Origin of the sequence: Posidoniimonas polymericola (genome assembly GCF_007859935.1) — a bacterium.
Lineage (GTDB): Bacteria > Planctomycetota > Planctomycetia > Pirellulales > Lacipirellulaceae > Posidoniimonas > Posidoniimonas polymericola.
In genome coordinates this window covers 302,656-318,108 of the sequence record NZ_SJPO01000002.1, presented here as the reverse complement: position 1 = coordinate 318,108, position 15,453 = coordinate 302,656, and the positions used below count along the sequence as shown (strand labels likewise).

Genomic DNA, 15,453 nt, shown 5'->3' with positions numbered 1-15,453 from the left:
ATCGACCACCATGTCCCGCCGCAACCTTTCGCTCTTGCTGTGCGTGCTGGCGGCCTCGCTGCTGTGCCGGATGCGCGGCGGGACCAGCCCCCAGTCGGGCTACGTCGCCCAGGCCTACACGACGATCAACGACTGGTCGCTCGAGCCCCCGTCGCGCCGCGCCCTGATCAACGGCGCAATGCGCGGCATGGTGGCGGTGCTCAACGAGCAGGGCGACGCGCACTCGCAGTACATCGGCCCCCGCCGCGCCCAGCCGTTCATGGACGAGATGCGGCAGGAGTTCGGGGGCATCGGCGTGCGGATCCGGATGACCGGCGACCCGGCCCGGCTGCTGCTGGTCGGCATCCCCGAGCCCGGCTCGCCCGCGGCGTTGGCCGGGGTGAAGCCAAACGACCACGTGGTGCAGATCGACACCCACCCGACTGCCGGGCTCGGCATGCAGGAGGTGATCGAGTTGATGCGGGGGCCGGTGGGCGAACCAATTGTGCTCCGCGTCCTGCACGACGGCGAGACCGAACCCGTCGACCTGCCGATGGTGCGTGACACCATCAGCGTGGCCTCGGTGTTTGGCGACCGGCGGCTGTCGGACGGCTCCTGGCAGTTCCGCCTGGACGAGGACCCCCGCGTGGCGCACGTGCGTCTAACCAACTTTGGTTCGAAAACGGTCTCGGAGCTGACGGCCACGCTCGAGGGACTCACGACGCTCGGCGTCGAGGCCCTGGTGCTGGACGTCCGCGAGAACCCCGGCGGGGCGCTCGATGCGGCGATCGGCGTTAGCGACCTGTTCCTGCCCGAGGGCGCCCCGATCGTCGAGACCCGCGGCCGCCGCGGCGTCGTCGAGGAGTCGTACGAGGCCTCAGGGGACGGACCCTACCTGGCGATGCCGGTCGTGGTGCTGGTCAACGGCGACTCGGCCAGCGCCAGCGAGATCGTCGCCGCCTGCCTGCAGGACGACGGCCGTGCAATGGTCGGCGGGCAGCGGTCCTACGGCAAGGGCACCGTGCAGCGGTTGTTCCCGTTGGAGTCCGGCACGAGCTACCTGAAGCTCACCACCAGCAGCTACTGGCGCCCGAGCGGGGTCAACATCCACCGCCTGTCGGACGCCCCGGAGGCCGACCCGTGGGGCGTCAGCCCCGACCCTGAGCTGGCGGTCTCGATGACCGACGACGAGCACCTCGACTTCCTCCGCTGGCGCGAGCGGCGCGACCTCATCGTGTTCGACGCCGACACCGGCGAGGTGCTATCCACCCCGCAGATCGAACACCGCGACGCCGAAGGCCAGGCCGTTGAGGTCGACCCCGGCTACGAGGACGCGGCGCTGCTGCGAGCGGTTGAGTACCTGCAGTCGCAGCTCGACGCCGGGGCCTAGGTTTTGGCGCAAGACCACTCCAGCCACGATCACGCGGGCCCGGGCCAGGCGGGTCACGGGCACTCCCACGACGCGGGGGCCAACCTCGGCGTGGCGTTCGGGCTCAACCTGCTGTTCACGCTGCTGGAGATCGCCGGCGGCCTGTACACCAACAGCGTCGCGATCCTGTCGGACGCGTTGCACGACGCGGGCGACTGCCTGTCGCTGGGCCTGGCCTGGCGGCTGCAGAAGCTGTCCGCCAAGCAGGCGGACGCTCGGTTCACTTACGGCTACCAGCGGTTCTCGAGCCTCGGCGCCCTGATTACCGGCGTGGTGCTGATTGTCGGGCTGGGGTTCGTTGCGGTCAGCGCCATCAGCCGGCTCCGCGAGCCGGCCGAGGTAAACGCCCCCGGCATGGTGGCCTTCGCGGTGGTCGGGGTGCTGATGAACGGATTCGCCGCCTGGAAGCTCCACGGCGGCCACTCGCTGAACGAGCGGGTCGCCACCTGGCACCTGCTCGAGGATACGCTCGGCTGGGTGGCGGTGCTGATCGGCAGCATCGTGATGACCTGCTGGGATCTGCCGATCATCGACCCGCTGATGGCGATCCTGATCTCGCTGTTTGTGCTCTACAACGTTTTCCGCAACCTGAAGCAGGTGGCGGCCGTGTTCCTGCAGAGCGCGCCGCGCGAGCTCGACGCCGAGTTGTTGCAGGCCCGACTGCGGGACCTGCCCGGGGTGGTGGCCTCGCACCACACGCACGCCTGGACGCTCGACGGCGAGAGCCACGTGGTTTCGACCCACCTGGTGCTCGACGCCGCTAGCACGCGGGCCGACATCCTCCGCGTCAAGCAGGGCGTCCACAAGCTGCTTGCGGGCCTCGACGTGACGCACGTGGCGATCGATGTCGAGCTGGAGGGCGAGAGCTGCCCGGCCGAAGGCTAGCCAGCCGGCCGACTACAGCGCGTGCCGGCACGCGTTGAACCACACCACTGCTAGCGCGCCGCGACCGCCCAGCTCACCGCAAACCACGCAGCTTAACGGGCGGGTAAAACGCTTTGTAAGGTTGGCGCCATGCGCCCTCGCCAACGGCCCCGCCAGCGGCGCTGGCGCCCCGCGAGGGGAAATCGCCGTAAGACGCCTGTGCAAAGCGACTTAGAGATCGCCCATCAACTTTCTTCCCGTTTCTTGCCCGCTGGCGCCGGGCGTTTGGCACAGCCCGTGCAATAAGGCTTTCTCGACTGACGCGATAGGGGGCGGAGGTCACACCGGCAGGTCAGGTTCGCTGAGGCCCACCACGGGCCCAACCGCCAGCCGGGTTTTGAACGACAACAGGAGCGACACCGCGGGCCGTCCTTGGGAGGGCCGGCCCGCCACGCGGCAAGTCTCAGCAACGACGCTAATGCTGGGACCGCCGCGTGAGTCGCCCTGCCAACCACAGCGACCCGAGTTCTGCTTTCAAGGCCTAAACCCGTCAGGCTTGAGCAACACAAGGCCGCTGTTCCCTTTTCAAAACCACCGCGCTTGGCTCAGCCGGCGCTAACCATCCATTCGGAATTCTGGAGTACGTTGCTATGGTCGCTGAGAAGACAATTAACTGTGCTGTTGTTTGTGCGCCTGCCGAACTTAACCGCATGAACCTGCCGGACAAATCCCGCTTCCGCCCCAGTGACCTCGTCCCGTGGGCCGACCCGTACATCGCCTCGCTGGTCCGCAAGCTGCAGCGGGAGGTCCGGGAGGAACGCGACGCCGCTCAAGCGACCAGCTCTTCGCCGCAGGCAGAGCCGGACTCGGTCTGGGAGCCGCTCGACTGGGAAGGCGAAGCGAGCTCGGCCGTGCTCGATCGCTAGCCGCGGCTGGTTTGGTCCCACCCCTGGCGGGGTGGGCTGCCCCGGGACAATGTCGCAAGTGGTTCCAGCCCACCCCGCCAGGGGTGGGACTCCTCGAAACTCTCTTTCACCTCACCGTTTCTCCCCGCGGGCCGCAACCAGCGGCCGTAGCTCCGCGGCAATGAAGAACGAGCCGGTCACGCACACCAGGTCGTGCGGGCCGGCCGCGGCCAGGGCGGCCGCCAGAGCCTCGCCCGGGGTTTCGACCACCGATACTTCCGCCCGATCCTGGGCCGCTTCGCCGTACTGGGCGGCGAGCGTCTGTGGGTCGACCGCTCGCGGGTTCTCCAAGTATCGGGTAATGAAAACGCGGTCGAATGCCGGGGCCAGCTCCCGGCAGATCGCTTGGGTGTCTTTGTCTCGACTGGCGGCTAGCACCAGGATTCCCTCTCCACCCCAGTCGAGTTCAGCGAGCGCCTCGGTCAGAGCTCTGGCCGAGGCCTCGTTGTGCGCGGTGTCGATGATCATGGTCGGCTCGCCCGGGAAGATCTCGACCCGCCCCGGCAGCTGCAGCTTGGCGAGCGCCTCGCGGCACGCGTCCGCCGCGATCGACCAGCCCTGGTCCCGGAGCTCGCCGATCACCGCCAGCGCCACCGCCGCGTTGTGCGCCTGGTGGCGGCCCCGTGGCCCGAGCCGCTGCGGGGCGTGCTCGATTCGGCGATCGCCGTCGGCTTGCCAGAACGAGAACTTGGGGGAATTCTTTTCCGACTGGTAGTCGAACCCAAACTCGTACTCAATCTCCAGCAGCCGGCAGCCGAGCTGCCGCGCGGCGTCGGTGATGACGCCCCGCGGCTCGTCCTGCGTCACGCCACTGATCAGCGGCACGCCCGGCTTGGCGATGCCCGCCTTCTCGCCGGCGATCTGGCCGAGGGTGTCGCCGAGCTGCTTGGTGTGGTCGAGGCTGATGCTGGTGATCACCGACACCACCGGCAGGCAGACGTTGGTCGAGTCGAGCCGCCCGCCCAGGCCGACCTCCAGCACCACCGCGTCGCACCGACGGTCGGCGAAGTGCACCAGCGCCATTGCCGTGGCGATATCGAAGAACGTCGGCCCCTCTGAAGGGTCGCCGCATTCTTGGTCCATCGCGTCGACCACCGGCCGCAGCCGCTCGACGAGCCCCACGAGATCCTCGGCGGGGCAGGGGAGGCCGTCGACCGCGATCCGCTCCTCGAACCGCTCCAGGTGGGGCGAACTGTACACGCCGGTGCGGTAGCCGGCCGCGGTCAGCATCGCGGCGGTCATCTTGGCCACAGAGCCCTTCCCCTTGGTGCCGGCGATGTGCACGATCCGCATCCCCGCGTCGGGCGAGCCGAGCCGCGTCAGCAGCTGCCGCATCCGGTCGAGCTTGAGCTGCCGCTCCTGGTACGGGATCACCGCCACCCGCTCGTAGTTGATGCGGCCGAGCAGCCAGTCGATCGCGGCGTCGCGGCGGGTGGTAGGGGGCGCGGGTTCCATGCGGCTAAGCGTTGGTAGAATGCGAGCAGAGCGGTTACCCCTATTAGAACCAGCCCACCGCCCAACGCTAGCCGGCGCCCGTGAGCTCCTTGAACCCGTACAAATCGCCCAGCAGCGAGCCCGACCCCAAGTCTCCTACCATGCTCAACGGCAACGCAGTCCTGGAAGAGCTCTCCGCCCGGGGCAAACGCTACACGCGTTTGACGTACCAAGAGCACCAGGCGTTGAAGGCCGCGAACGCACCGCAAGACCTCCAGGCATTCTTCAACGATCACGACTACGCGATAACGGTCGCAGACGAGGCCTCAGTCGAGACCATCGTCGACGAAATCGTAGCGATCTGGAAACAGCGGCAAGCAGCCGAAACCAAGCAGGCCATCCTCTCAGGGCTAGTTTCGCACCCGCTAGGGCTCGTGCTGCTCCTGCTGGCTCTGCCGTTCTACGCTTGCTTCCGGATCGTCCGCGTGGTGGCTGGAAAGCGATCGCCAACCACTCCGCGCTTGAATCGTTGAGCCCCTTCTACCGGCAGCTGCCAAAATGCGCTCCGCACTTGCCCGCTACCCCACCGGGATCCCGTCCGCCTTGGCGATCACCACCACGCCGGACTCGGTTACGGTGAAGCCGCGGCGGCGGTCGGCTTCCAGGTCGTAGCCGATCTCGAGGCCCGCGGGCACGCACACCTCTTTGTCGATGATGGTGCGGCGGATCTTGCAGTTGCGGCCGATGTTGACGCCGGCGAACAGGATCGAGTCCTCGACCGTCGCGTAGCTGTTGACCCGCGCGCCGGGGCCGACCACGCAGCGGTTGACCATGCCGCCCGACAGGATCGCGCCGGGGCAGACGATGCTGTCGAGGGCCTCGCCGCGGCGGGGCTTCTCCCCCTCCTCGCTGTCGAACACGAACTTGGCCGGCGGCAGGTGCGGCTGGTAGGTGCGGATCGGCCAGTGCCGGTCGTACAGGTTCAGCGGCGGGTCGACCGAGGTCAGCTCCATGTTGGCCTCGAAGTAGGCGTCGATCGTGCCGACGTCCCGCCAGTAGGCGTGCGACTTGCGGTTCTCGTCCAGGAACGGGTACGCGAACACCCGCCGCTGGTCGATGATCGAGGGGATAATGTTCTTGCCGAAGTCGTGCGCGCTCTCCGGCAGCGTGGCGTCCTTGCAGAGCTCGTCGAACAGGAACGGCGCGTTGAACACGTACACGCCCATCGACGCCAGGCACGTGTCGGGCTGGCCGGGCACGGTCTTCGGGCTGGGCGACTTCTCCTCGAAGCCGCGGACGCGGTTCTCGGGGTCGACCTCCATCACGCCGAACGAGCGGGCCTCCTCGATCGTGACGTTCAGCGCGGCGATCGTCAGGTCGGCCTTCTTCTCGACGTGCGCCGCCACCATCTTGGCGTAGTCCATCTTGTAGATGTGGTCGCCGGCGGTAATCAGCACGTGCTCGGGGCGTTCCTTCTCGAGCGTGTAGATATTCTGGTACACGGCGTCGGCGGTGCCCTGGTACCACTTCTCGTCGATCCGCTGCTGCGGCGGCACAACGTCGATGTACTCGCCCAGCTCTCGGCACAGGAAGCCCCGCCAGCCGAGCGTGACGTGGCGGTCGAGGCTCATCGCCTTGTACTGCGTGAGCACCATGATCTTGCGGATGCCGCTGTTCAGGCAGTTGGACAACGCAAAATCAATAATCCGGTAACTGCCGCCAAACGGCACCGCGGGCTTCGCCCGGTCGCGGGTCAGCGGCTCCAACCGCGACCCTTTTCCGCCCGCCAACACGACCGCCAAGACATCCTTCATCGCGCCAAACTCCCTTTTGCCGAACTCCGTGGGACCGCTGCTAAGTCTTGTATTGTAGCGGGGTTACCCGGACGACTAAATACCGGACCACTCCCAACCGGACCGGGCGCCGGCAACCTTCAACGTATTTAAGCCTCTTCTACACAGTTTCGTCACATTCGCTTGGCATACTTCCGTCCGTGAAGAGCATTCGCCCACCCCGGGGCCGGCGCCGGTTTACCCGCTGCCCACCAACCGCCAATCGGCGTCCGGCCTCGTCTTGCGACGACCGCTCGACCACGTACTCCCGACCCTGAGCAACAACCAGCGACCAGGAACCGACGGAATGCCCGCTTGTGCCATTGCTGACGACCACGACGCGCTGATGGACCTCGAGGACCGCCGCATCGACTACCTGCCTACCTCGAGTGAGATCGCTCAGGCCTGCCAGGCGATCCGCGCCCGCTGGTCGCTTAATGAACAGCGTCGCCGCTACGTCGGCGAACTGGCGCCTGAAGGGGTCGAACTGACGTGGCGTCCGCCGGTGATCGACACCTCGGCGTTCCAATTGGCGGTCGGCAGCGGCAGCGAGCACCTGTAGGCTCGTCGCACGACGCCCGGCCGTTTGAGTGGGGCGCAGTTCGAAGTGTCAGGTCGCCCGCCGCGTCAGGCCCGCGGCAGCCGACACGCCTCGGCGCCCCAACCCGCCCCCCTGATTGGTTGGGGTGCGGATGCTCTTCTTCTCTGCACCTCGCGCCACCGGCCAAAAAAATTCCCCGCGCCGGCACGACGCTAAGACGGCACTACAGTCGTCAATTCCGCGTCTGCCGAACCTCCACCTGCAGGAAACCGCACTCCGCAGTGCACCCCTGCGCGAACCTAGCGTAGGTAGTGCGCGTTTGCGTCGCTAGAATTACGCTCTCCGGGCGGAAAGAGTAGAGCGATACCGCGTACGCCAACGAAGCGCGCCGCGAAAGCCATGCTTTGGCTCGTGCGGCTCGCACCTCACCGGAGTCTCCTGTCATGCACGCTGGCCTCTCGACGTTAGCCGGACGCAGCACGCCGCGGCGTCCTTTCTCCCGCACCGGCTTCACGCTGGTCGAGCTGTTGGTCGTGATTGCGATCATCGGCGTGCTCATCGCGCTCTTGCTGCCCGCGGTGCAGTCGGCCCGCGAAGCTGCCCGCCGGATGACCTGCACCAACAACCTGAAGCAGTTGATGCTGGGGACGCTGAACTACGAGTCGGCCAACGGCGAGTTTCCCGCCGGCTCCTACGGCACGTACGTTGCCACGAAGAAAAACGGATACTGGTCTCCGATGGCACAGGTGCTGCCTTACGTCGAGGAAGGGGGGCTGGCCCAAACGTTCATCATTGAAGACGACACTACCGAAGGCGACCCGTGGTCGACCCATAACTTTGCCGTTGCTCAGAACGAGCCTGCCTTTATCCGCTGCCCAAGCGACCCCTTCGGCCGTGAAACGCTTGGCCTCGATCAACGAGATCAGACGACTGGGTGGACCAACTACCATGCCAACTCGGGAAGCTGGGTCAGGTTCGGTAAGAAATGGGACGGCGTGTTTGGCGCTGATGAGATGGTGAGCTCCACCGGGGAGTACCCCGCGCTGCCGCCGCTTCAGCTCCGCAAGATTACCGACGGCCTCAGCAAGACCGCCGCCTACGGTGAAATGCTCAACAGCCTCGGTAACACCGGTGGGGCGAACGACCCTAAGCGGGACTGCTTCATCGCTCCCACCGTCCCCGACAACGCCAGCACCACCCCTAAAGACGCCCAAGACCTGCTCTTGTCCCAGAACTGGCAGACCGCAAGGCTGAATGGACCTTGGCGGTGGCGGGGCAACCCGTGGCACGAGGGAACTATGTGGCGGACCTGGTACAACCACCTGCTCCCCCCTAACAGCACGTGCTGGACCCAGGGCAACTGGTGGGACTTGGTCTCGCCGCTGAGCAGCAACCACTCGGGCGTCGTTAACGTTGCGTACTGCGACGGCAGCGTGCAGACGATCGCCGACGGTGTTGACCCCGATGTCTGGGTTCAAGCCGGAACCCGCGCCGGGCCCCCAGAGTGGCGAAAAAGGATCGGCGGCGGCCGCGGCGGCTGACCTATCGGCCACGCAGATAAGCCGGCCTGTAGGCCTGCCGACAGGCGTCAACGAATTGCGACGGCCAAGCCAGACCGGCGCCGCGATGCTTGGCGGCGTATCCCATCGCTTGGCGATGGCTTCCGTCCTCGAGGATGCGGAGCGTCGCCTTCGCCCACTCGGCCCGGTCGCCAGGTGTGACGAGCCGACCGCTTGCCGTGACCGGGATCAGCGGCTCGAGCGCTTCGCACCGATTTGCGACAAGCGGCAGGCTGGCGGCCATGGCCTGGAACACCGCCACCGGCGCTACTGCGGGCCGGCCCCCCTCCCACCACAAGTGCAGGTGCGGCAGCAGGTCCGCCAAGTCGTCGCGGTCGCCCAACAGTAGCGTGCGGTTCTCTTCGCACGCCAGGCGGGAGAACTCGGCCAGCGACTCCCGCTGCGGCCCGTCGCCAAGGACCAGCAGCCAGACATTGGGGTCCATCACCCGCACCAGGTCGAGGGCCCAGATCAGGTCCTTGAGGCCGCTCGCCGGAACGAGCGGCGCGGCGACGCCGATCAGCTTGGCGCCGACCGGCAACTGCTCAGCAATCTCGGCTGGCAACGGTGGCGGTGGTCCAAGGGCTTCCGCCACGGGTTGCGGGTCCCAGTCCGGCTCAGGCATCGGAGGGGTAAACCGAGCCAGTCGGTTGGCAGGCCAACCAGACTCGGCGTCGGGCGTGGCTTCTGCCCGCACCGCACGGCGTCCCGACAGGGCCGCGAACTGCGCGGCGTCGTCGCCCCACGCGTGCACGATATCGATGGCGAGCGACCGCACCAGTCGCCGCAGCCGCCGCCACACGAACGGGTCGCGGCGGAACCGCCGGTCGAGCCCGTGGACGCCGGCCGCCAGCTCACCGAGCCGCGGGCCCGCGGCGCCGGTCGCGTTGAGCGCGGCGACGTGCTGCTCGTACTCCTCCCGCGGCAGCCGCTCGCACAGCACCGCCACCCGCCGCGCGGCGTCGGTGGCGTGGAGTGTGGGCAGCAGGTGCAGGACGCGGGCCGGCATGCGATTGATCTCTGGCCCCGCTGGCTGTTCGTAGCCCCCGGCTCTGCCGGCGGATCGCGTCAGGGCAGTTTTGATTGGCAGTTCGATCCCCCGGCGGAGCCGGGGGCTACGAGTCGGTTGTTTAACAAAGCCGTTCGCTGAACGGTGTTTACAACCACAAGTGCAGACGGTCGTCGAGCATGTCCGGGATCCGCTTCTTGACCATGCTCTCGACCTGCCGCGGGTGGTAGCGGGTGCTCAGGTGGCTGGCGATCACCAACTCGTTCTTGAACCGCTCACGCCGGTCGACAAAGTCGTCCAGGTGCATGTGGCCGAACTTGTGGATCTTGTCCTTGCGGTGGTCGGGCGCGACGAACGTCAGCTCGCAGATCAGCACCTTGGCCTCGTACATCGCCGGGCAGTTGTCGAGGCCCGGCGGCGAGCTGTCGCCCAGGTAGGCGACCATCGGCGTGCGGACCTCGCGGGTCACCTCGGCGCCTGCCTGACGCAGGTCGCGGATCTCGTGGCCCTCGAGCTCGGCGTACTCTGGCTTCAACTTCTTGCGGCGGTCCCACACCACGAACCCGATCGACGGCACCGTGTGCGTGGTGGCGGTGGTGGTGACTACAAGCTCGCGCGAGAGCTCGATCTCCTCGTCCGGCCCGGTCGGGATCAGCTCGACCGGCATACGCCCGCGGTCCATCTTGGTGAACGCCTTGAGGATCTCGCGGACCGGGCCGATCAGGCCGGCCGGCAGGTAGATCCGCGGCGGCTCCATCTTCATCATCCGCCGGCGTGCGACGTACACCGGCAGCGCAGCGATGTGGTCGAGGTGGCCGTGCGAGATGAACCAGTTCTCGGTCCCCATGAACGACCACGGCTGCGCGCCGATGTCAAACCCGAGGCTCATCTCGGGGATCCGCCAGTAGGTCTGCACCGCCGCCCGCGAGTAGCCCTCGATGGTGAGGGCGCCGTGCTTCAGCGTTTTGACAGGGACGTTATTAACCATCAGCAGGCGGGGCGGGTCTCAGGGGTGTCGGAGCTTGGCGGGAAACGCGTCATTGTAGTCGGGCCCGCCAGCTCCCGGCAGGGCCGACATCATTCCCGCTCGTGGAGAGCGCCGGGGAAGGGGGGCTGCACGATCGCCGGGTGCGTCCGCGGAACGCGGCCTACAACCCGAGCGATTTCGCGGTGACATGCCAATAGAGCCGCCCAGCGGTGGAAGGTTCGCCCCCGCCCGGTGGCGTGTCGAACCTGATGGCGGCGATGGCGCCCTTGGCAAACCGCACCCCGGCGCCGCGGCCGCCAACCAACGCGCTGGCGACGAGCTCCATGTCGGGATTGTGGCCAACCCAGCAGACGTCCTCGCCGCCGCACGCGGCGGACCACTCGAGCAGCCCCGCGTAGCCGCCGCCGGGCGCGAGCGCGTCGTGCACTTCGACCGGTGGAGAGTGTTCGGTGCACCGCGAGATAATCTCGGCCGTCTGCAGGCAGCGGGCGTACGGGCTGGTCGCGATCCGCCGCGGCGCGAAGCCGCGGCCGGCCAGGGTCTCGACCATCTGGGCGTACCGTTCGGCGCCCTCGGGCGTGAGCTCACGGAGCGAGTCGTCGGGCCACTGCGGGTCACCAAAGTCGCCGGCCCACGCGTGGCGGGCTAGGTAGATGAACATGGTTGCGATGTTGTTAGCTCTTATATGGGACAATTCAAAAAATGGCGGCGAAGCCGACCTCGAATCCCCTCCCCCTCGTGGGGAGGGCTAGGGAGGGGGGAGGCCCCGTAGTTGGTTTTCCCGCAAAGGACCGTCCGGTTGACACTCATCCCACTGGGACATCACCCCTCCCCATCGAGGGGAGAGGGATACTTGCTCGCACTCCGGTTCAGTAAGTTCGACTCTGCAACATTAATGCGTGCAGTCACTCAACGGTTCCGCCACAGCACCCGCTCGCTCACCTGCTGCTTGACGCGCGCGTGCTCGATATCGGCGCGGTAGCGTTTGGCGTCGACCGGGTAGCCGGCGGTCGGCTTGAGGTCTTCGACGTGCCGCGCCCAGTAGTCGTTGAGCGCCTGCATCGAGAGCTCGCGCAGGTACTTCGCGGTCATCGACGCCAGAGCCGCGGGCAGGAAGCTCTCGCCCTTGGAACGGAACGCGAACGTCCATCGCCCCGCGTCCGTGGAGCAGGCGTAGCGGCTCTCGGGGCGGGACTCGTGGTGGGTCTCGATCAAGTGGTCGGGGAAGTGGTGCTGCAAGAGCGCCGCGTAGCGGTTGCGGCCGCCGTGCTTGTCGAGCACGCACTCGACCGGCCCCTCCGGCGCGAGGTCCGCCAGCAGCCCGGCCAGCATGCCGATCGTCACGTGCGACAACGCGGCGCCCTTGGTGCCGTGCTCTTCGGTCAGCTCGTTGAACTCCTCGGGGAACACTAGCCGCGCCCGCACGTTTGGCGACGGGACCCCGGCCGCGCCGCAGCCGGCCGACCACTGGACCTCGGCGGCAGCCTGATCCGCTGGGTTCAGGTGGCAGGGGAGGGCGGGGTCGAAGCCGTCGTGCCAGGGGAGTGGTGCGCGTCGCCCCGCCGGGTCGGCGGCGAGCTGAGCCAGCAAGACCGCGTAGCTGGTAGGCGTTGGGTTGAGCGCCGCGAAGAGCGCGCGTTCGAGCGTCCCCAAACCGCCGCCCGGCTTGTAGAGCAGCTTCGAGTCGGCGATGGCGATCCGCGTCTGGTTGGGCTTCTGGCAGACCACCTCGGCAAGCAGCTCGTAGAGGTCGGCCACGCCGTCGGGCACACGCCACGCCGTGGCGGCGACCGCCAGGGGCCCCAGGTTGGGCCCGTAGCCCGCCTCGTCAACGCCGATGAGCCAAGTCATTTGTTAGGCCTACCCGATCGCCTTGCCGAGTTCGTACACCTCGGCGGCGTCGAGGACGGCGTCGTTCGTTTCGAACAGCCGTGCGATCGCGGCCCGGTGGATCTTCATCTTGGTCCCGCCGACGCCGATCGCGCCGTAGCTGACGCAGCCGCTGCGATCGACTGCCTTGTCGGTCACTTCGATGCCGCCGATGCCGAGTGGCGGCGCGGCGTTCAGGTCGATCGCCACCCGCGGCGACGCCGCGGCCAGCTCGTCGGCCGTGACCATCTCGACGCCGGCTGGTCCGGCAGAGAACAAGAGGTCGCCGCCGGAGAGGATTGCGGCGACCGGTTTCTGGTCCCGCCCCACCGCCTCGAGCAGGCTGCCGTCGACATGGTCGGCGAGCCGCTCGCACACCTCACGGGCGCGGGCCTGCTTGCGTGAGGCGACCTGCACCCGCACGCCCTCGCCGGCCAACAGCAGGGCGATCCGCTGCCCCACCGGCCCGCTGCCGAGCACGGTCGCGGTGGGCTTGTCGCCGAGTTCGGCGTGGCGGCTGGCGGCCAGCACCGCGGCCGCCGCGGTGGTGTTGCAGCCGTTGGAGTCGAGCAGCACCGACACCCGCATCGGGCCAAAGAAGCATTCGGCCGCCGCGGCCAGCAGCTCTTCGCCCGCCGCCACGTCCGACCCGCCGATGAACAGCGCGGTGTTCTGGAGCTGATCGGGCGCACGGGTGAACATCGCGCCGTGCACCAGGCCTTCGACATCGGCCGGCGTGACCCCGCCGTGCCGCAGCAGGTGGTCGACGCCCGAGTCGACCGCGACGACCGCGTCGAACACGCTAGGCTGCGGATCGCTATCCAGGCACAACAGGATCTTGGCGGGCATCGGAGCAAAGGGGAAAGGGGAAGTGCGAAAGGGGAAAGGGGAAACGCGCCTTTCGGCATTCCCCTTTCCCCTTTTGAAGTCACAGACGACAGCTGCCATTGGCAGACGCGTAGACCGGGAGGACGGCTAGAACCCTTGGAAGGGGTGCGCCTGGTCTTTGCCGGCAATCATCTCGTCGGCGGTCGGCTTGCCGGCCATGGCGCTGGCGATGGCCGCCTTGGTGGCCTCGAGGTTGTAGTCGAAGATCTTCTTGTCTTCGGCGGCCTCGGGGTGGATGAAGACGCCGCAGACAATCACCAGGTCCTCGCACTGGTCCTTGGGGATCACGCCCTCGGCGACGCTCTCGGCCACCGCCTTGGCGACCGCGGCCTGGGCCGGGCCGAACATCTGCACGGCCTGCTTCATCCCTTTGATGGTCACCTTCGTAATCATCACGGTAGCCGGCTTGACCGCCAGGTTGGGCGTGACGACTGCTAGCAGGTTGGTGTGGCCCTCGCTCTGGTTGGCCAGGGCGTTGGCGAACGCCGTGCCGACCGGGCCGTCCTTGCTGCCGACCATCAGGTCGATGTGGGCAATCTCGTTGCCGTCGCCGGCCAGGGCCTCGCCGATGTACATAGACATGCTGAATCTCACTCCGTCGAAAAAGTAGCCGCGGGGGGCAAGAGTGCCGGCAGGACCGAGGTTACAACCTCCTGCCCCGGGGTATTTCCTAACTTCCGGGCGGGCCAGCGGGGTTATCCGCCCTGTGCGGGAATAGAAGCCCGCCCGTCGGGCGAGCATATCAGAGGTTGCCCGCGTTTCAAGCGTCTGGCCCCTACGATTGGTGGACAGGACAGCGGTTTTCTGTCACCATGAGGGTACGCAGGGCTGCGCAATCCGCGGTCCTAAGTGAGCGCCGGCCGAGCCGCCGGCGTGGGGCAATCCGGGAACAGATACGGCCGGGGTAGCCGCCCTCCCATTACGGCAGAGGCGCACCCTGGCAGGCGTCCCTCTTCAGGAACGAGGCAACGAAGATGAGTCTAGCGAACCAAGCCCGCCGCAAGGGCTTTACCCTGGTCGAGCTGCTGGTGGTGATCGCCATTATCGGCACGCTGGTGGCGCTCTTGCTGCCGGCGGTGCAGTCGGCGCGTGAGTCGGCCCGCCGCAACACCTGCCTGAACAATATGAAGCAGCTGCAGCTCGCCCTGCAGCAGTACGACACCTCGCTTCGCAAGCTGCCGGGCTACATCAACTCGATCGAGGACGTCACCAGCCAGAAGGACGGCAACGGGCAGTACGAGAAGGCCCGCCGCGCAAGCTGGGTCGTGATGACCTTCCCGTACATTGAGCAGACCGCCCTTTACGACCAGTGGTCGAAAAACTGGCCCAACACGACGCCCGTCCAACTCGGGGCCCAGAACTTCGCCTCGATCGAGGGGCTGATCTGTCCCAGCGACCCGCCGGAGGACCCGCTGGCGCCGTCGCTGTCGTATGTGGCCAACGCCGGCCAGTCGTTTGTCGACACCACACGGTCGTCGGGCATCCCGACCGAGAACGTGGCCAACGGCGTGTTCTTCGACCTCAGCAAGAACCTGAACGTCGAAGGGCAGAGCGATAGTCGCGAAGCACAGCCCGCCTCGCAGTGCTCCATGGACTACGTTAGCGCGAACGACGGCACCTCCAAGACGCTCATGCTGAGCGAGAACATCCACGCCCTGTTCTGGTCGTACGCCCCTTACGGCACCTACCCCGACGCCAGCAATGCAGACGTCGCGGACGGCAAGCACCATTTCGGCTTCACTTGGCACAACCGGATCTCGGACGACACCGACACCGCCGATATCGACGAGACCAAGACCACCCGCATCAACGGCGCGGCGGACCTGCTCCCTCCGAGCGTGATGGTCTCGTCTCAGAGCGGTGCGCCCGGGAGCGAGACCGCCTTTACCCCTTACTACGGCTACCCCAATTCGGCCCACCCGAGCGGCGTCAACGCGGCGTTCTGCGACGGTCACATCATCTTCCTGACCGAGAACATCGACCCCCAGATCTACGCCCAGTTGATGACCTCTAACTACAAGCGGTCGAGCTATGTCAACCAGGCAAGCAATATCGCCGACCGCAAGCTGCCGCAGCCGTCGGACAGCGACTATTGA

Annotated in this window: 15 protein-coding genes; 7 read left to right on the top strand and 8 right to left on the bottom strand. The window is 67.1% G+C overall.

Going from position 1 to position 15,453, the window contains the following annotated elements; genetic code table 11:
* Nucleotides 1-10: 10 nt before the first annotated feature.
* The 3 genes from Pla123a_RS05325 to Pla123a_RS05315 all read left to right on the top strand — a co-directional run bounded on the left by Pla123a_RS05325 (nucleotide 11) and on the right by Pla123a_RS05315 (nucleotide 3,198).
* Complete coding sequence (locus tag Pla123a_RS05325) at nucleotides 11-1,369, top strand: S41 family peptidase (RefSeq protein WP_146584621.1); 1,359 nt, start codon at nucleotides 11-13, stop codon at nucleotides 1,367-1,369.
* Between the two features lie 3 nt (nucleotides 1,370-1,372).
* On the top strand, nucleotides 1,373-2,293 hold the full coding sequence (locus tag Pla123a_RS05320) for a cation diffusion facilitator family transporter (protein ID WP_146584619.1): 921 nt from the start codon (nucleotides 1,373-1,375) through the stop codon (nucleotides 2,291-2,293).
* Nucleotides 2,294-2,982: 689 nt separating this feature from the next.
* Entirely contained in the window at nucleotides 2,983-3,198 is a 216-nt protein-coding gene (locus Pla123a_RS05315) for a hypothetical protein (RefSeq protein ID WP_146584617.1), read from the top strand.
* A 111-nt stretch (nucleotides 3,199-3,309) separates the two neighbouring features.
* Here Pla123a_RS05315 and Pla123a_RS05310 read toward each other — a convergent pair whose 3' ends face one another.
* Nucleotides 3,310-4,692, bottom strand: a complete 1,383-nt coding sequence (locus Pla123a_RS05310) for a bifunctional folylpolyglutamate synthase/dihydrofolate synthase (protein ID WP_146584616.1) — start codon at nucleotides 4,690-4,692, stop codon at nucleotides 3,310-3,312.
* 80 nt (nucleotides 4,693-4,772) lie between these two features.
* On the opposite strand from Pla123a_RS05310, the gene Pla123a_RS05305 reads away from it, so the two are divergent.
* Nucleotides 4,773-5,204 (top strand): hypothetical protein, encoded by a 432-nt coding sequence (locus tag Pla123a_RS05305; protein WP_146584614.1) that lies wholly within the window; start codon nucleotides 4,773-4,775, stop codon nucleotides 5,202-5,204.
* A gap of 45 nt (nucleotides 5,205-5,249) precedes the next feature.
* Here Pla123a_RS05305 and glgC read toward each other — a convergent pair whose 3' ends face one another.
* Nucleotides 5,250-6,485 carry a glucose-1-phosphate adenylyltransferase gene (gene glgC / locus Pla123a_RS05300; RefSeq protein WP_146584612.1) on the bottom strand — a complete coding sequence of 412 codons (1,236 nt, stop codon included), beginning with the start codon at nucleotides 6,483-6,485 and terminating at the stop codon, nucleotides 5,250-5,252.
* Nucleotides 6,486-6,810: 325 nt separating this feature from the next.
* Here glgC and Pla123a_RS05295 point away from each other — a divergent pair, with 325 nt between their 5' ends.
* Nucleotides 6,811-7,065, top strand: coding sequence for a hypothetical protein (locus Pla123a_RS05295; protein ID WP_146584610.1), 255 nt, complete (start codon nucleotides 6,811-6,813; stop codon nucleotides 7,063-7,065).
* Between the two features lie 422 nt (nucleotides 7,066-7,487).
* Nucleotides 7,488-8,585, top strand: coding sequence for a DUF1559 domain-containing protein (locus tag Pla123a_RS05290; protein ID WP_146584607.1), 1,098 nt, complete (start codon nucleotides 7,488-7,490; stop codon nucleotides 8,583-8,585).
* 1 nt (nucleotide 8,586) lies between these two features.
* On the opposite strand, the gene Pla123a_RS05285 is transcribed toward Pla123a_RS05290, so the two are convergent.
* The 6 genes from Pla123a_RS05285 to fae form a co-directional block, all read right to left on the bottom strand.
* Nucleotides 8,587-9,612, bottom strand: a complete 1,026-nt coding sequence (locus tag Pla123a_RS05285; protein WP_146584605.1) for a glycosyltransferase — start codon at nucleotides 9,610-9,612, stop codon at nucleotides 8,587-8,589.
* Between the two features lie 148 nt (nucleotides 9,613-9,760).
* A complete protein-coding gene (locus Pla123a_RS05280) occupies nucleotides 9,761-10,600 on the bottom strand; it encodes an MBL fold metallo-hydrolase (protein ID WP_146584603.1) in 840 nt (279 codons plus the stop codon).
* A gap of 160 nt (nucleotides 10,601-10,760) precedes the next feature.
* A complete protein-coding gene (locus Pla123a_RS05275) occupies nucleotides 10,761-11,261 on the bottom strand; it encodes a SixA phosphatase family protein (protein ID WP_146584601.1) in 501 nt (166 codons plus the stop codon).
* Between the two features lie 248 nt (nucleotides 11,262-11,509).
* Nucleotides 11,510-12,451 carry a hypothetical protein gene (locus Pla123a_RS05270; protein ID WP_146584599.1) on the bottom strand — a complete coding sequence of 314 codons (942 nt, stop codon included), beginning with the start codon at nucleotides 12,449-12,451 and terminating at the stop codon, nucleotides 11,510-11,512.
* A 9-nt stretch (nucleotides 12,452-12,460) separates the two neighbouring features.
* Nucleotides 12,461-13,318, bottom strand: a complete 858-nt coding sequence (locus Pla123a_RS05265; RefSeq protein ID WP_146584597.1) for an NAD(P)-dependent methylenetetrahydromethanopterin dehydrogenase — start codon at nucleotides 13,316-13,318, stop codon at nucleotides 12,461-12,463.
* A 126-nt stretch (nucleotides 13,319-13,444) separates the two neighbouring features.
* Nucleotides 13,445-13,939, bottom strand: a complete 495-nt coding sequence (gene fae, locus Pla123a_RS05260; RefSeq protein WP_146584595.1) for a formaldehyde-activating enzyme — start codon at nucleotides 13,937-13,939, stop codon at nucleotides 13,445-13,447.
* Nucleotides 13,940-14,331: 392 nt separating this feature from the next.
* On the opposite strand from fae, the gene Pla123a_RS05255 reads away from it, so the two are divergent.
* Nucleotides 14,332-15,453, top strand: a complete 1,122-nt coding sequence (locus tag Pla123a_RS05255) for a DUF1559 family PulG-like putative transporter (protein ID WP_146584592.1) — start codon at nucleotides 14,332-14,334, stop codon at nucleotides 15,451-15,453.

Excerpts from the sequence above, each read along its gene's own strand:
- Pla123a_RS05325 (WP_146584621.1), top strand. The coding sequence starts at position 11 with ATGTCCCGCCGCAACCTTTCGCTCTTGCTGTGCGTGCTGGCGGCCTCG.
- Pla123a_RS05315 (WP_146584617.1), top strand. The coding sequence starts at position 2,983 with ATGAACCTGCCGGACAAATCCCGCTTCCGCCCCAGTGACCTCGTCCCG.
- Pla123a_RS05310 (WP_146584616.1), bottom strand. The coding sequence starts at position 4,692 with ATGGAACCCGCGCCCCCTACCACCCGCCGCGACGCCGCGATCGACTGG.
- glgC (WP_146584612.1), bottom strand. The coding sequence starts at position 6,485 with ATGAAGGATGTCTTGGCGGTCGTGTTGGCGGGCGGAAAAGGGTCGCGG.
- Pla123a_RS05295 (WP_146584610.1), top strand. The coding sequence starts at position 6,811 with ATGCCCGCTTGTGCCATTGCTGACGACCACGACGCGCTGATGGACCTC.
- Pla123a_RS05290 (WP_146584607.1), top strand. The coding sequence starts at position 7,488 with ATGCACGCTGGCCTCTCGACGTTAGCCGGACGCAGCACGCCGCGGCGT.
- Pla123a_RS05285 (WP_146584605.1), bottom strand. The coding sequence starts at position 9,612 with ATGCCGGCCCGCGTCCTGCACCTGCTGCCCACACTCCACGCCACCGAC.
- Pla123a_RS05280 (WP_146584603.1), bottom strand. The coding sequence starts at position 10,600 with ATGGTTAATAACGTCCCTGTCAAAACGCTGAAGCACGGCGCCCTCACC.
- Pla123a_RS05275 (WP_146584601.1), bottom strand. The coding sequence starts at position 11,261 with ATGTTCATCTACCTAGCCCGCCACGCGTGGGCCGGCGACTTTGGTGAC.
- Pla123a_RS05270 (WP_146584599.1), bottom strand. The coding sequence starts at position 12,451 with ATGACTTGGCTCATCGGCGTTGACGAGGCGGGCTACGGGCCCAACCTG.
- Pla123a_RS05265 (WP_146584597.1), bottom strand. The coding sequence starts at position 13,318 with ATGCCCGCCAAGATCCTGTTGTGCCTGGATAGCGATCCGCAGCCTAGC.
- fae (WP_146584595.1), bottom strand. The coding sequence starts at position 13,939 with ATGTCTATGTACATCGGCGAGGCCCTGGCCGGCGACGGCAACGAGATT.
- Pla123a_RS05255 (WP_146584592.1), top strand. The coding sequence starts at position 14,332 with ATGAGTCTAGCGAACCAAGCCCGCCGCAAGGGCTTTACCCTGGTCGAG.